Here is a 14,028-nt window from a genome sequence, read left to right on the forward strand (position 1 = left end):
GCGGCACGGGGCCGGAGGCCGATGGACCTTCTGGCAGCCGGGCCGTCTGCTAGTGTTAAAAACATGTTCTTGAACTTCAAGTAGCCGGCGCGGGTTAAATCCCGTCCCCGCAGCGACGCAGGTAATTACCTTCCGCTCAGTGCGCCCCCCGCGATAATCCCGAAAAGGACCAGCCGCTGGCGCCCGATCCACTTGGAGTCTGGCAGCGCTCATGGAGCCCGGCCGGGCGGAAAGTTTCCCCTCCTCAAGGCCGGACAACGCCTGTTCCTCCCGTTCTCACCGCTCCCTCGCGGAGCCCACACCGCCCCGGCACCGCTGCCGCGGGCATTCCAGGAGCCCCGTTTGACGAATAGTCGTCAGCCCAGCGCGAATACCGCCCCACACAGCACCGATCGGCACTATTCTGAAACTGCCGAACCTCTAAAGGAGACCATGACCAGTCAGCCCAACACCGGACCCGATTCAGCAGCCCAGGACATGAGTCCTGCGGAGATCCAGGCTGTCATCGACCGGATCCTCTCCAAGGACACCCCTGCCCGGAAGGCAGCTCCGGCTGCCGGCGAGTCCACGTCGGTGCTCGGCAAGGCGCAGGCGATCTCCCGGCGGGACGAGGAACACAGCAATTACGACGGTGACCAGCAGGACCTCGAGGAACGGCACGCCCTGCGCCGTACCGCCGGGCTGTCCACGGAACTCGAAGACGTCACCGAAGTCGAATACCGGCAGCTGCGCCTGGAGCGTGTCGTGCTGGCCGGCCTCTGGACCGAAGGCACGCTCGCCGACGCCGAGAACTCGCTCCGCGAACTCGCCGCTCTCGCCGAGACCGCCGGCTCTGAGGTCCTCGACGGGATCGTGCAGCGCCGCGCCAAGCCCGACCCGGGAACCTTCCTCGGCTCCGGCAAGGCCCAGGAGCTCAAGGACATCGTGATGTCCACCGGCGCCGACACCGTCGTCGTCGACGCCGAACTGGCACCGTCCCAGCGCCGCAGCCTGGAAGACATCGTCAAGGTCAAGGTCGTCGACCGCACGGCCCTGATCCTGGACATCTTCGCCCAGCACGCCAAGAGCCGCGAGGGCAAGGCCCAGGTTGAACTGGCCCAGCTCGAATACCTGCTCCCGCGCCTGCGCGGCTGGGGTGACTCGATGTCCCGCCAGGCCGGTGGCCAGGTGGGCGGCGCCGGTGCCGGCATGGGCTCGCGCGGTCCCGGTGAAACCAAGATCGAACTGGACCGCCGCCGGATCCGCACCCGGATGGCCAAGCTGCGGCGTGAAATCGCCGCGATGAAACCGGCCCGGGAGACCAAACGCGCCAACCGCCGTCGCAATTCCGTGCCGTCCGTTGCGATCGCCGGGTACACCAACGCCGGCAAGTCCTCGCTGCTGAACCGGCTGACCGACGCCGGTGTGCTGGTGGAGAACGCCCTGTTCGCCACCCTGGACCCGACGGTCCGCAAGGCCGAGACCTCGGACGGGCTGGGCTACACCCTGGCCGATACCGTGGGTTTCGTCCGATCGCTCCCCACCCAGCTCGTGGAGGCTTTCCGCTCCACCCTGGAGGAAGTCGCTGACGCGGACCTGATCCTGCACGTTGTGGACGTCTCCCACCCGGATCCGGAAGGCCAGATCGCCGCCGTCCGCAAGGTGTTCAGCGAGGTCGACGCCCGCAAGGTGCCGGAAATCATCGTCCTGAACAAGGCCGACGCCGCGGATCCCTTCGTGATCGAACGGCTCAAGCAGCGCGAACCGCGCCACGTGGTGGTGTCGGCACGCACCGGCGAGGGCATCCCGGAACTGCTCAAGGCCGTCAGCGAAGGCATCCCCCGTCCCAGCGTGAAGCTCGAACTGATGATCCCGTACAACCGCGGGGACCTGCTCAGCAAGCTGCACGAAACCGACGCCGAGATCCTCAGCCTTGACCACGAGGAAGCGGGCACCCGCGCCGTCGTGATGGTGCGCGAAGGATTCGCCGCTGAACTGGATTCGTTCATCAGCAATGACTGACGCCGCGGGGACCGAACCCGACGGAGAACGTTCGGCAGGAACACGCGGCCCGGCCGGCGGGGAGTTCGTTATCGAACTTCTCGACCGCGCCGTGTCCGGCATGGGCGGCCAAAGCCGCGACGGCCAGCATGAGATGGCCCGGCAGGTGGCGCACGCGATTGACAGCGGCGACCACCTGCTGGTCCAGGCCGGCACGGGAACCGGCAAGTCCCTCGCCTACCTGATCCCGCTGATCGCCCATTCGCTGGTCAGCGACAAGCCCACCCTGGTCTCCACCGCCACGCTGGCCCTGCAGACCCAGATCGTCGGCAGGGACCTGCCCCGGCTGCTGAAGACCATCACCCCGGCGCTGGAACGGCCCGTCAAGGTCGCCCTCGTCAAGGGCCGCTCCAACTATGTGTGCCGTCACAAGCTCGAAGGCGGTTTCCCCTCCGAGGAGCCCTCCGAAGGCCAGCTCTTCTCGCTCGGCGAGGACACCGCCGTCCCGCATTTCGCCGCGGCGATGGGCGGCCCGTCGTCCCAGCTCGGCAAGGAAGTCGTCCGGCTGCGCGAGTGGGCCGAGGACACCGTGACGGGGGACCGGGACGAACTCCTGCCCGGGGTCACGGACCGTGCCTGGCGGCAGGTCTCCGTCACCTCAATGGAGTGTCTGGGCGCGCAGAAGTGCCCCCTCGCGGCCGAATGTTTCAGCGAACTGGCCCGGCAGAACGCCGCGGACGCCGACGTGGTCGTCACCAACCACGCCATGCTGGCCGTCAGCGCCTTCGAGGGCCTCGCGGTCCTGCCGGAGTACGACGTTGTGGTGGTCGATGAGGCCCACGAGCTGCAGGACCGGGTGACGGGCGCCGTGTCCGGCCAGCTCTCCGTCGCGATGGTGCACGTCGCCGCGTCCGGGGCCCGGAAAAACACGGGCATCACCGTGGACGCTCTGAACAACGCCGCGTCCAACCTCGAACTTGCCATTGAAGGGGTCCCCGGCGGACTCATGCCCAACGGCCTGAACAGCGAACAACTGGACTGCGTGGACCAGCTGCGGGACGCCTGCCGCGCGGCGCTCTCGGACTCCAAGGGGGACAGCGCCAACACGGCCGACGGCGGCCGCCAGCTCGCGCGCTCCCGCCTCATGGTGATCCTAGAGCTCTGCGAACGGCTGCTCGCCGCCCGCGAAAACCGCGAGGTGGTCTGGTTCTCCCGCAACAGCACCTTCGACCCGCAGCAGGGGTATTCCCAGCCCGACGAGTCCGCGCCGGCCCTGATCAACATTGCCCCGCTCAGCGTCGCCGGGCGGCTCCGCGAGGGTCTGTTCGCGGACCACACCGTGATCCTGACCTCGGCGACCCTGGCGATCGGGTCCGCCTTCGAACCGGCCGCCGCCGGCCTGGGCCTGGTCGGACCCGGTGCCCCGAGCTGGACCGGGGTCGACGTCGGCTCGCCCTTCGAGTACCCGAAACAGGGCATCCTCTATGTGGCCAAGCACCTGCCCAAACCCGGCCGCGGCACGTCCCCGGAGGCCATCGACGAGCTCGAGAAGCTGATCCGGGCCTCCGGCGGCGGGGCTCTGTGCCTGTTCTCGTCCCGGCGCGCCGCCGAGGACGCCGCTGAGGCCCTGCGGCCGCGGCTGGACATGAGCATCCTCTGCCAGGGGGATTCGACCATGACCGCGCTGGTGAAACAGTTCGCCGACGAGCCGGACACCTGCCTCTTCGGCACCATGTCGCTGTGGCAGGGTGTCGACGTGCCGGGGACGTCCTGCCGCCTCGTCGTGATCGACCGGATTCCGTTCCCGCGGCCGGACGATCCGCTGATGACGGCACGGTCCCGTGCGGTGGCCCAGGCCGGAGGCAACGGCTTCATGAGCGTGTCCGCGACCCACGCCGCCATCCGGTTGGCCCAGGGCGCCGGCCGCCTGATCCGCACGACGACCGACAGGGGAGTGGTGGCAGTGCTGGACTCACGGCTCTCCACCGAGCGCTACGGGGGATTCCTCCGCGCCGCCCTGCCGCCGTTCTGGCCCACCACCGACACCGCGATCGCACTCTCGGCCCTGGAGCGGCTCGCCAAGGAATCCGGGCAGCCCGCCACGTAGTACGGTGCGAACGCCAGGGGCCCCGCCGGATGGCGGGGCCCCTGTTCGCAGCTGTTGCCGCGCCTTGACTGGTCCTAGAGGGAGCGCAGCACCGAGACGACTTTGCCCATGATGACGGCGTGATCGCCGAGGATGGGCTCGTACTGGGTGTTCTGCGGCAGCAGCCAGGTGTGGCCGTCGCGCTGGCGGAACGTCTTGACCGTCGCCTCGTCGTCCAGCAGCGCGGCGACGATGTCACCGTTGACAGCGTCGCCCTGCTGGCGCACCACCACCCAGTCGCCGTCGCAGATGGCGGCGTCGATCATCGAGTCCCCCGCCACCTTGAGCATAAAGAGTTCGCCGTGGCCCACGAGCTGGCGGGGCAGCGGCATCACGTCCTCGACGACCTGGTCGGCCAGGATCGGCCCGCCAGCGGCGATGCGGCCCACCAGCGGCACCATCGCGGTGTCGGTGGCGCTGGCCAGTTCGGACACGGACAATCCGCCGACAGTGCGCAGGCCGCCGGACTTCTCGGCCCCTGAAATCTTGGTGGTTCCCTCGTCGAGGGTCAGCGGCATCAGCACTTCCATGGCTCGGGGGCGCTTCGGGTCACGCCGCAGGTAGCCAAGCTTTTCCAGCTGTGAGAGCTGGTGGGTGACGCTGGAGAGGCTTGCCAGGCCGACGGTGTCGCCGATCTCGCGCATGGAGGGTGGATAGCCGTTGTCCGTGACCGAGCGCTGGATGGTCTCCAGGATCTTCTTTTGCCGGACGGTGAGGCTTTTGGGTGGCCGGGCCGCCTGCGGGCCCCGCTGGGTGGCCCTGCCGCCAGTGGCTTGTGCTGCCATGTTCGCCAACGCCTTTCCGTTCCGCCCGGCCGCCGTGGCTGCGGCTGCCGGGAACTTCCGGCCTGAAATGTCAGACCCTGCTGATCAACTGCAGAAGTGGTTGTTCTTTGACTCAAACGTAGGCCAGCCACAGGGCATTTTCAAACATTTGTTCTAGCGAGTCTCGACATTGTTCGTTAATAAGTGCTAAAACAGAACAAGCAAGGTTCGAATATGTGTTCTAGTTCTTCGCAGTTTGAGGGCGGTGGACTGTTCGGTACAGCGTGACGTTCGGTTCTTTGTTCGAAGGTTAGGCCGGTTGGCGGCAAGTACGTGGAGTACGCCGGGCGGCACAGTATGGTCCAGGAGGGCTCAGTTCATGTCAGCATCAAGCGCGTTTCACGACACTTTCGGCCGCGACGCAGTCGGCGACTACGGCCGGCGCGACGGCGGTGCGTCCGCCGTCCCGGGCGCCGTTCGCAAGCAGCGGGTCAAGCAGGCGCCGCTGCGGCTCACCCGGCGGGGGCGCTTTGTCCTCATCGGGGTGCCGCTGATCCTGCTGGCCGCGCTCATACTCTCGTTCAGCGGCTTCCTCAATGCCCCGGCCAAGGCGGCGGAGTCCGCAGCCGGGCTGTCGCTGACCCCCACCGTGACCGTTACGGTGCAGCCCGGTGAGTCCCTCTGGGCCATCGCCGCATCCGTGGCACCGGAGCGCGACCCCCGCGACGTCGTCACGGATATCATCCAGCTGAACAACCTCGAAGCCGCCCGTGTTGTGCCCGGCCAGGCGCTCTTCATCCCGTCCAAGTAACCTGTTCGACCCGTCACAGTTTCAGGGCCCGCCGCTATCTCACTTAAACTGGTGCAGTGACTGACCAGCTAGAGCGCCTGAACCGACTTCCCCTCCGGACCAACCTGCGCGGCCTGACGCCGTACGGCGCGCCGCAGCTGGAGGTGCCCATCCTGCTCAACGTCAATGAGAACACCCATGGTGTCCCGGCCGACGTGCGCGCCGCCATTTCCGAGGCTGTCACGATTGCCGCGGCCGGCCTGAACCGCTACCCGGACCGCGAGTTCACGGAACTGCGCGAAGCCCTCGCCGACTACCTCGGGCACGGTCTGGGTGCGGACAACATCTGGGCCGCAAACGGCTCCAACGAGGTTCTCCAGCAGATCCTTCAGGCGTTCGGCGGCCCGGGGCGCACCGCCCTCGGCTTCCCTCCCACGTACTCCATGTACCCGCTGCTGGCCTCCGGCACGGACACCGGGTACATCGTCGGGGTCCGCGCCGACGACTATGGACTCAGTGCCGCCTCGGCCGCCAGCCAGGTCCGCGAACTCCAGCCGAACATCGTCTTCCTGTGCTCCCCGAACAACCCCACCGGCACCGGGCTGGGCCTGGACGTCGTGGAGGCCGTCTACGAGGCCGGGGAAGCCAGCCAGACCATCGTGATCGTCGACGAGGCGTACCACGAGTTCGCCCATGACGGCACGCCCAGCGCCCTCGCGCTGCTGCCGGGCCGGGAACGGCTGATCGTCTCGCGGACCATGAGCAAGGCCTTCGCCCTCGCCGGCGCCCGGGTTGGCTACATGGCCGCAGCGCCCGAGGTGACCGACGCCCTGCGCCTGGTCCGGCTCCCGTACCACCTCTCGGCCATCACCCAGGCGGCGGCCCTGGCCGCCCTGCACCACCGGGTCGCGCTGATGGCCGACGTCGAGGACATCAAGCGCCAGCGGGACAGGATCGTGTCCGAACTGCAGCGGATGGGCCTCAAACCGGCTGCCTCCGACTCGAACTACGTCTTCTTCGGCGGTCTGGACAACCCACACGAGGTCTGGCAGGGCCTGCTCGAGGCCGGGGTGCTGATCCGCGACGTCGGCATTCCCGGGCATCTGCGCGTCACCGCCGGGACTGAGACGGAAACCACAGCCTTCCTCGAAGCCCTCGAACGGATCCTGGCCCGCCGCGCCGTGCAGCCCGCCTAGACTTAACCCAGGACACCCACCCTGCCTGCACGCCGGGCACCGTCGTCATCCAAAAGGACACCCACATGAGCAACACCGGATCAACCGCTGCCGAGGGCCGGACCGCACGCATGGAACGGACCACCAGCGAGTCATCCGTGCTGGTCGAGATCAACCTGGACGGCACCGGTGTCTCGGACATCAGCACCTCGGTCCCGTTCTACGACCACATGCTGACGGCGCTGAGCAAGCACTCCCTGATCGACATGACGGTCAAGGCCACCGGCGACACCCACATAGATGTCCACCACACGGTCGAGGATGTGGCCATCACTTTCGGTGAGGTCCTGCGCACGGCGCTCGGAAACAAGGCCGGGATCCGACGCTTCGGCGAAGCCACGGTTCCCCTCGACGAGGCCCTCGCGCACGCCGTCGTCGACGTCTCCGGCCGCCCGTACCTCGTGCACGGCGGCGAGCCTGCCGGCCAGGAGTACCACCTGATCGGCGGACACTTCACCGGTTCCCTGACCCGCCACGTCTTCGAGGCGATCACCCTGCACGCCGGAATCTGCCTGCACATGAACGTCACCGCCGGCCGGGACCCGCACCACATCGTCGAGGCCCAGTTCAAGGCGTTCGCCCGCGCCCTGCGCGCCGCCGTCGAACCGGATCCCCGCGTCGAGGGCATCCCGTCGACCAAGGGTGCGCTGTGACCGGGAAGGTCCTGAAGGACGGCGCCATCATCGACCCCGACGCCGGCCGCAGGCCGGCGTCGCCCGAGGGCAAGCCCACCGTCACCGTCCTGGACTACGGCTCCGGCAACGTCCGTTCCGCCGTGCGCGCCCTCGAACGCGCCGGTGCCGAGGTCATCCTCAGCTCCCGGCCGGAGGATGTCCTCAACGCCGACGGCCTTGTGGTCCCCGGGGTCGGGGCGTTCGAAACCGTGATGCGCGAGCTCAAAGCCGTCGATGCCATCCGCATGATCGGCCGCCGCGTCGCCGGCGGCCGCCCCGTGCTGGCCATCTGCGTCGGCCTCCAGGTCCTCTTCGAGGCCGGCGTGGAGCACGGCACCGTGGCCGAAGGCATGGGGGAGTGGCCCGGGAACGTCGAGCTCCTTCCCGCCGACGTCGTCCCGCACATGGGCTGGAACACCGTCTCCGTCCCTCCGGGGTCCAGGCTGTTCGCCGGTGTGGAGGACGAGCGTTTCTATTTCGTGCACTCCTACGGGGTCCAGCAGTGGGACTTCGACGTCATCCAGCCGCGCATGACGGCGCCGCTTGTCACCTGGTCGGAGCACGGTGCCCCGTTCATCGCCGCCGTGGAAAACGGCCCGCTGTGCGCCACGCAGTTCCACCCGGAGAAGTCCGGCGACGCCGGTGCGCGCCTGCTGCGCAACTGGGTGGAAGGCCTGCGGGACCGTTCCGGGACCGAGGCAGCGCCCGGCGCAGGGGCCACGGCAGCGCCCGGCGCAGGGGCCACGGCAGCGCCTGCCGGCACCCCCGCCGCGCCGGAAGCCGGGACCGCCTAGATGTGGTCCATCGTGCTGATGGGGCTCGCCGGCCTGCTGGTCGGCGGAGCGCTGTCCTTCCGCCAGCAGAAGAGCCCGCGCTGGGTCCAGGTCGTGTTCTATGTCCTGGCCGGGATGGCGCTGCTGGCCGCCTACCTCCTGACGCTCCCCGCCGCCTGACACACCGCAGCGCCCCCGACCACCTGCCGACCCTGAAAACTGAGGACCACGATGACCACCGAAACCCCGCTGCCCGTGCTGGAGCTGCTGCCCGCCGTCGATGTCGTCAACGGCCAGGCGGTCCGCCTCGTCCAGGGCGAGGCCGGCAGCGAAACGAGCTACGGCACCCCCCTGGAAGCCGCGCTCAACTGGCAGCAGCAGGGGGCGGAATGGGTCCACCTCGTTGACCTCGACGCCGCGTTCGGCCGGGGCTCCAACGCCGAGCTGCTCCGCGAAGTGGTCAGCCGGCTGGACATCAAGGTGGAGCTCTCCGGCGGCCTGCGCGACGACGAGTCGCTCGAGAAGGCCCTGGACCTCGGGGTCGCCCGGGTGAACCTCGGCACGGCGGCACTGGAAAACCCGGAGTGGACGGCCCGGGTGATCGAGCGCTTCGGCGACAGGATCGCCGTCGGGCTGGATGTCCGGGGCACCACGCTGGCCGGCCGCGGCTGGACCAGGGAGGGCGGTGACCTCTGGGACGTCCTCGGACGCCTCGAAGAGGCCGGCTGCGCCCGCTACGTCGTCACCGACGTCACCAAGGACGGCACGCTCCAGGGACCCAACGTCGAACTGCTGCGCCAGATGGTGGAGAAGACCGGCAAACCGGTGGTCGCCTCCGGCGGTATCTCCAGCCTGGACGACCTCAAGGTCCTGCGCTCCCTCGTGCCGCTCGGCGTCGAGGGCGCCATCGTCGGCAAGGCCCTCTACAACGGCAATTTCACGCTGCCCGAGGCCCTCGACGTCGCCGGCCGGCGCTAGCGGTCCGCCGCATGGAGCACCGCCCCGCGGACGAGCGCGCAGCTGACCTTCCCGCCACGTCCCGCCCGTTGCCCGGGCACATCGCGGCGGCCCTGGCCGGCGCGGGGGGAGCGTCGGACTCGGCGGGCCAGCCCTGGGCCGGGCGCAGCCTGTCCGGCGAACGCGCCAAAATCCACAATTTCGAGGACGACGACGGCGCGGCCGACCCCGGATACCTTGCGGCGCTGGCGGCCCTTGCGGCCGGCGACGGCGACGAGGCCGCGGTGGTGGCCGCGCTGGCGACGGCACGGGTCTTCGTCCCGATCCTGGCCACCCTCGCCGAAGAAGGCGAAGGTGCCGGCGGACTGCATGCCGACAAGCAGGCGGACATGGCCCTCGTGACGCTCAAGGCCCCGGACGGGCGGACGGCGATGCCCGTGTTCACCTCGGCCGCTTCGCTGCACGCCTGGCACCCGGAGGCCCGCCCGGTGGCCGTGTACGCGGCCCGGGCTGCGCTCTCCGCGGTCGCCGAGAACGCCGAACTGCTCGTACTGGACCCGGGCTCGGCGGTGACCTTCGTGGTGCGCCGGCCCGCCGTGTGGGCCCTTGCCCAGCAGCGGGACTGGACGCCGTCGTACGCTGATCCCGAGCTCGCCCGGAGCCTTGGCGAGGCCGCGGTTGGCTTTCCCGCCGTCCGCCGTGTTGAAATTCATCCAGGCGGTGGAGTTGGCTCGCGTGCGGCCGATGGGACGCCGCTGCCGGGCGGGGGCTCCGGCCCGGAACTCCGTGTCATGCTCTACCTTGAAGACGGGCTCGACGCCGCCGGCGTCCAGTCCATCGTGTCAGGCCTCAACAGTGTCTGGGCACGGAATGAAGTATTTGCTGAGCGGGTTGACTCGATCGAGGTCAAATTGCAGCGCGCAGCACCGTAGCTGACGGCCAGCGGGGGAGATCCCGGTGCTGCCGGGGGCAGTACCGGAAGGATGTAAGCTACGTGAACTTCGCGCTGTACCGGGAGCTGCTGGCCGTGCGGCCGATCAGGCGGCTACTGCTGGTGGGGATGGTCGCCCGGATACCGCACTCCGCGGCCGGGGTCCTGCTGACCCTGCACATCGTCCTCACCCTCGGGCAGGGTTACGCCGCGGCCGGGGCGGCGGCTGCCGTGATGACCATCGGCATTGCAGTCGGCGCCCCCTGGCGCGGCCGGCGCGTCGATACCGTCGGCCTGCGGCGTGCCCTTATTCCGTCGGTCATTTCCGAGGCTGTCATCTGGTCGGTGGTGCCGCACGTGTCCTACGAGCTGCTGCTGCCGCTGGTGTTCGTCGGCGGCCTGCTGACCCTGCCGATCTTCAGCGTCGTCCGCCAGTCCCTCGGCGTCCTCGCCACGGGGGAGCAGCGGCGCACCGCTTTTGCCCTGGACGCCATCTCCACCGAACTGGTCTTTATGATCGGCCCCGCGGCGGGGGCCCTCGTCGCGACCGCCGGACTCTCGGTCCTGGGGCTGACCATTATTGGCGTCGCCACCTCGGTGTCCGGGCTCTTCCTGATGTGGTTCAACCCGCCGACCCGCAGCGCCGAAGCCGGCCCCGGGGCCGATGCCGAGTCCGACGCCGCGTTCGAGGCAAGCCAGCAGGAAGGAGCCGAAGTCGCGGTGGCCGCCGCCGCCCCGGCCCACCTGCAGGAAGCCGCCGCGGAGTTCGCCCCGCTGGCCGCCGCGGGGGACCGGCGACTGGAGCGGGCCGGTCTGCGGCACAAGGTCATCCATAACTTCGTCTGGTTCACCCCCGCGGTGGCCGCCGTTTTCGCCGTCGCCGCCGGAGCCGGCATGGTGCTCAGCGGCACCGACGTCGGGATCGTAGCCGCCCTCGAAACCGGCGGCCATCAGGCCGAGATCGGACTGGTCTTCCTCTTCTGGTGCGGGGCCTCGGTGGTCGGCGGAGTGATCTACGGGGCCATGCACCGGCCCATCTCGCCAATCCTGCTGCTGCTGGGGATGTCCGCGCTGAGCATTCCCATGGCCTTCGCGCAGGACACCTGGACCCTCAGCCTGCTCGCGCTCCTGCCGGGACTGCTGTGCGCCCCGGTGCTGTCGGCGGCCTCGGAGAAGGTCGCCGAACTCGTCGACGAGCGCCGCCGCGGCGAGGCGATGGGCTGGTACGGCTCGGCCCTCACCGGGGGCGTCGCGCTCGGCGCGCCGCTCGCCGGTGTGTTCGTCGACGCCGTCGGTCCCTCGGCCGGACTCGTGGCCGTAGGGATGGGCGGCGTTGCGCTGTGCCTGCTGGGGCTGGCGCTGCAGCACCGGCGCCGGCGGCGCCTCGCCGCAGCCTGAGTGCGCCGGCGGGCACGGCCCTGGGCCACGGGCCTTAAACGATGGCGGCGGGCGGACCGATGTGGTCCGCCCGCCGCCGCGGTGCAGTTGGAAATACGCTCTGCTTAGTTGACCGGGCCGGTGTACTTCTCGCCCGGGCCCTTGCCCGGCGCGTCAGGGATGGCGGATTCCTCGCGGAATGCCAGCTGCAGGGACCGCAGCCCGTCGCGCAACGGACCGGCATGCTGGGAACCGATTTCCGGAGCGGCCGCGGTGACCAGGCCGGCGAGGGCCGTGATCAGCTTGCGGGCCTCATCCAGGTCCTTGAGCTCTTCGGCGTTCTCCTCGGCGGCGAGGCCAAGCTTCACGGCGGCGGCGCTCATAAGGTGCACGGCGGCGGTGGTGATGACCTCGATCGCGGGCACCTCGGAGATGTCGCGGATCTGCTGGGAAACGTCGCCCTGGGCGCTGGCGGGCTCGTAAACGTGTGAATTACTGTCTGAAGTGCTCATGCTGGTAAGCTTGTCACAGACCGACTGATTGTCGTTATTTCGCTGCCGTTCTACTGTTTCTCAGTGTTACTGCCGCGGTCTGACAGCCGGAACCCGTCCGCAACCGACATGCCCGTCATGCAGGTGCGCCGGACGGGATTTCTTCTGTAGAATCGACTTTCAGTTTGCAAGCGGAGTTCTCTCCCACCCGCGTCAACCGCTCTCCTTCGGGAAGCTTCGCAAGAAGTAAGGTTGCCGGGTACCTGGTCGGGCATTCTTCCCGGGCGTCAGCCCTGGCAGGATGCATGCCGCCTCACACGAGGCAGGCAGTTCCGATCTTCGAGGCCTTCGATTGCTCCGGCAATTGGGGGCCTTCTCTTTTTGCCGGTGGAATACCCCTCACGAACACAGGAGCTTTAACATTAGCGAGCCAAGAATCAATGAGCGTATCCGCGTCCCCGAGGTGCGGCTGGTCGGCCCTGCAGGCGAGCAAGTAGGCGTTGTCCGTATTGAGGATGCCCTGCGTTTGGCTGCCGAGTCTGATCTTGATCTCGTTGAAGTTGCACCGCAGGCCAAGCCTCCGGTGTGCAAGCTGATGGACTTCGGCAAATACAAGTACGAAGCCGCAGTCAAGGCACGCGAAGCCCGGAAGAACCAGACCAACACGGTCCTGAAGGAAATCCGCTTCCGCCTGAAGATCGACACCCACGACTACGAGACGAAGCGCGGCCACGCGCTCCGCTTCCTCGGCGCCGGTGACAAGGTCAAGGCCATGATCCAGTTCCGCGGCCGTGAGCAGCAGCGCCCCGAGATGGGCATCCGACTGCTCCAGCGCTTCGCGGACGACGTCGCCGAAGTCGGCGTCGTGGAGTCCAGCCCGCGGATCGATGGCCGCAACATGGTCATGGTCGTCGGACCCCTGAAGAACAAGGCAGAAGCCAAGGCAGAGGCCCGCCGCGCATCGCAGCGTGCGGAAGCCAAAGCCGAAAACGAAGCCAAGGCTTCGGGCGGCGGCCGCGTTGACACGTCCGGCCCCGAAGCACCCCTGACGCAGTCGCTCGCCGATCTGCTGCCGGAGGGCTACCAAGTCCGGACTGAGGCACCCGAGGCTGAAGTAACCTCTACGGAAGCTCCGGCAACGGAAGCCCCCGCTGAGGAAGCCGCCGTCGAGGTTCCGGCTGAAAAGGCTGAGGCCGACAAGATCGAAGCCCCGGAGGCCCCGGCCGCCGAGGCCAAGGTTGAGGAAGCCCCGGCAGAGAAGGCTCCCGTCCAGGCAGCGCCGAAGCAGGAGGCTCCCAAGGCCGCTCCGAAGCGCGAGGCCCCGAAGGCCGCCGCCAGGCCGGCAGTGGCCAAGGCGCCCGCAGCGCCCAAGGCCGCCGCCAAGGCTCCGGAAACCGCGGAGGCTCCGGAGGCTGAAAAGGCCGCTCCGGCGGCAGCACCGAAGCCGGTTGCCGCACCGAAGCCGGTGCCGCGTCCCGCGGCTCCGAAGCCCGCTGCACGGCCGGCTGCCCCGAAGGCCGCCGCCAAGCCGGGCACCAAGAAGACCAACTAGCTCAGGGCTGCCGGACAGCAATGTCCGGCAGCAAGCAACCAGCATGCCGCCCGCAGGGGCGGCTGCACGAAAGACTGCAGACCCTGTCTGCGGATACGTAAGGAGATCGGTTCCCATGCCGAAGATGAAGACCCACAGTGGTGCTAAGAAGCGCTTCAAGCTGACCGGCAGCGGCAAGCTGCGCCGCCAGCAGGCCAACCGCCGCCACTACCTCGAGCACAAGTCCTCCAGGCTGACCCGCCGCCTTGCCGGCGACAAGATCGTCTTCAAGGGCGACGCCAAGGTCATCCGGAAGATGCTCGGCATCTAAGTTCCAAGTTCTCTGACTGTTAGCCACCTGGCAGCAGTCAACTACCAA

At 68.6% G+C, this 14,028-nt stretch carries 14 protein-coding genes; 12 read left to right on the forward strand and 2 right to left on the reverse strand.

Annotated elements, in window-relative coordinates; genetic code table 11:
• The first annotated feature begins 432 nt into the window (after positions 1-432).
• Both hflX and ACZYZ5_RS09970 read left to right on the forward strand, forming a co-directional pair.
• Positions 433-2,001, forward strand: a complete 1,569-nt coding sequence (hflX, locus tag ACZYZ5_RS09965; RefSeq protein ID WP_463901388.1) for a GTPase HflX — start codon at positions 433-435, stop codon at positions 1,999-2,001.
• Entirely contained in the window at positions 1,994-4,087 is a 2,094-nt protein-coding gene (locus tag ACZYZ5_RS09970; RefSeq protein ID WP_463901390.1) for an ATP-dependent DNA helicase, read from the forward strand. Before hflX ends, ACZYZ5_RS09970 begins: the two co-directional genes overlap by 8 nt.
• 74 nt (positions 4,088-4,161) lie before the next feature.
• Here ACZYZ5_RS09970 and lexA read toward each other — a convergent pair whose 3' ends face one another.
• A complete protein-coding gene (gene lexA, locus ACZYZ5_RS09975; RefSeq protein WP_463901392.1) occupies positions 4,162-4,911 on the reverse strand; it encodes a transcriptional repressor LexA in 750 nt (249 codons plus the stop codon).
• Between the two features lie 358 nt (positions 4,912-5,269).
• Between lexA and ACZYZ5_RS09980 the strand changes: the two genes are divergently transcribed.
• The 8 genes from ACZYZ5_RS09980 (at position 5,270) to ACZYZ5_RS10015 (ending at position 11,648) form a co-directional block, all read left to right on the forward strand.
• Entirely contained in the window at positions 5,270-5,701 is a 432-nt protein-coding gene (locus tag ACZYZ5_RS09980; protein WP_463901394.1) for a LysM peptidoglycan-binding domain-containing protein, read from the forward strand.
• Positions 5,702-5,757: 56 nt separating this feature from the next.
• Positions 5,758-6,876 (forward strand): histidinol-phosphate transaminase, encoded by a 1,119-nt coding sequence (locus tag ACZYZ5_RS09985; protein ID WP_463901396.1) that lies wholly within the window; start codon positions 5,758-5,760, stop codon positions 6,874-6,876.
• 65 nt (positions 6,877-6,941) lie between these two features.
• Entirely contained in the window at positions 6,942-7,568 is a 627-nt protein-coding gene (gene hisB, locus ACZYZ5_RS09990) for an imidazoleglycerol-phosphate dehydratase HisB (RefSeq protein WP_307458445.1), read from the forward strand.
• Positions 7,565-8,383: an imidazole glycerol phosphate synthase subunit HisH gene (gene hisH, locus ACZYZ5_RS09995; protein ID WP_463901398.1), complete on the forward strand. Its 819-nt coding sequence runs from the start codon at positions 7,565-7,567 to the stop codon at positions 8,381-8,383. The genes hisB and hisH overlap by 4 nt, the downstream gene beginning before the upstream one ends.
• Positions 8,384-8,542 (forward strand): CG2302 family histidine operon protein, encoded by a 159-nt coding sequence (locus ACZYZ5_RS10000; protein WP_307458438.1) that lies wholly within the window; start codon positions 8,384-8,386, stop codon positions 8,540-8,542.
• 51 nt (positions 8,543-8,593) lie between these two features.
• Positions 8,594-9,340 (forward strand): bifunctional 1-(5-phosphoribosyl)-5-((5-phosphoribosylamino)methylideneamino)imidazole-4-carboxamide isomerase/phosphoribosylanthranilate isomerase PriA, encoded by a 747-nt coding sequence (priA, locus tag ACZYZ5_RS10005; RefSeq protein WP_463901401.1) that lies wholly within the window; start codon positions 8,594-8,596, stop codon positions 9,338-9,340.
• Positions 9,341-9,351: 11 nt separating this feature from the next.
• The gene (locus ACZYZ5_RS10010) at positions 9,352-10,251 is read left to right on the forward strand and encodes an SseB family protein (RefSeq protein ID WP_463901402.1); all 900 of its coding nucleotides are present in this window, start codon (positions 9,352-9,354) and stop codon (positions 10,249-10,251) included.
• 62 nt (positions 10,252-10,313) lie between these two features.
• Positions 10,314-11,648 carry an MFS transporter gene (locus ACZYZ5_RS10015; protein ID WP_463901404.1) on the forward strand — a complete coding sequence of 445 codons (1,335 nt, stop codon included), beginning with the start codon at positions 10,314-10,316 and terminating at the stop codon, positions 11,646-11,648.
• A 104-nt stretch (positions 11,649-11,752) separates the two neighbouring features.
• On the opposite strand, the gene ACZYZ5_RS10020 is transcribed toward ACZYZ5_RS10015, so the two are convergent.
• Positions 11,753-12,139 (reverse strand): DUF1844 domain-containing protein, encoded by a 387-nt coding sequence (locus tag ACZYZ5_RS10020; protein ID WP_463901405.1) that lies wholly within the window; start codon positions 12,137-12,139, stop codon positions 11,753-11,755.
• 442 nt (positions 12,140-12,581) lie between these two features.
• On the opposite strand from ACZYZ5_RS10020, the gene infC reads away from it, so the two are divergent.
• Together infC and rpmI are read left to right on the forward strand one after the other, a co-directional pair.
• A complete protein-coding gene (gene infC, locus ACZYZ5_RS10025) occupies positions 12,582-13,670 on the forward strand; it encodes a translation initiation factor IF-3 (protein ID WP_463901407.1) in 1,089 nt (362 codons plus the stop codon).
• Positions 13,671-13,785: 115 nt separating this feature from the next.
• Complete coding sequence (rpmI, locus tag ACZYZ5_RS10030) at positions 13,786-13,980, forward strand: 50S ribosomal protein L35 (protein ID WP_009358635.1); 195 nt, start codon at positions 13,786-13,788, stop codon at positions 13,978-13,980.
• The last annotated feature ends 48 nt before the right edge of the window (positions 13,981-14,028 follow it).

This window comes from Pseudarthrobacter ribosi, from assembly GCF_055412865.1.

Coding starts and splice junctions, on each gene's coding strand:
- hflX (WP_463901388.1), top strand. CDS start 433: ATGACCAGTCAGCCCAACACCGGACCCGATTCAGCAGCCCAGGACATG.
- ACZYZ5_RS09970 (WP_463901390.1), top strand. CDS start 1,994: ATGACTGACGCCGCGGGGACCGAACCCGACGGAGAACGTTCGGCAGGA.
- lexA (WP_463901392.1), bottom strand. CDS start 4,911: ATGGCAGCACAAGCCACTGGCGGCAGGGCCACCCAGCGGGGCCCGCAG.
- ACZYZ5_RS09980 (WP_463901394.1), top strand. CDS start 5,270: ATGTCAGCATCAAGCGCGTTTCACGACACTTTCGGCCGCGACGCAGTC.
- hisB (WP_307458445.1), top strand. CDS start 6,942: ATGAGCAACACCGGATCAACCGCTGCCGAGGGCCGGACCGCACGCATG.
- ACZYZ5_RS10000 (WP_307458438.1), top strand. CDS start 8,384: ATGTGGTCCATCGTGCTGATGGGGCTCGCCGGCCTGCTGGTCGGCGGA.
- priA (WP_463901401.1), top strand. CDS start 8,594: ATGACCACCGAAACCCCGCTGCCCGTGCTGGAGCTGCTGCCCGCCGTC.
- ACZYZ5_RS10010 (WP_463901402.1), top strand. CDS start 9,352: ATGGAGCACCGCCCCGCGGACGAGCGCGCAGCTGACCTTCCCGCCACG.
- ACZYZ5_RS10020 (WP_463901405.1), bottom strand. CDS start 12,139: ATGAGCACTTCAGACAGTAATTCACACGTTTACGAGCCCGCCAGCGCC.
- rpmI (WP_009358635.1), top strand. CDS start 13,786: ATGCCGAAGATGAAGACCCACAGTGGTGCTAAGAAGCGCTTCAAGCTG.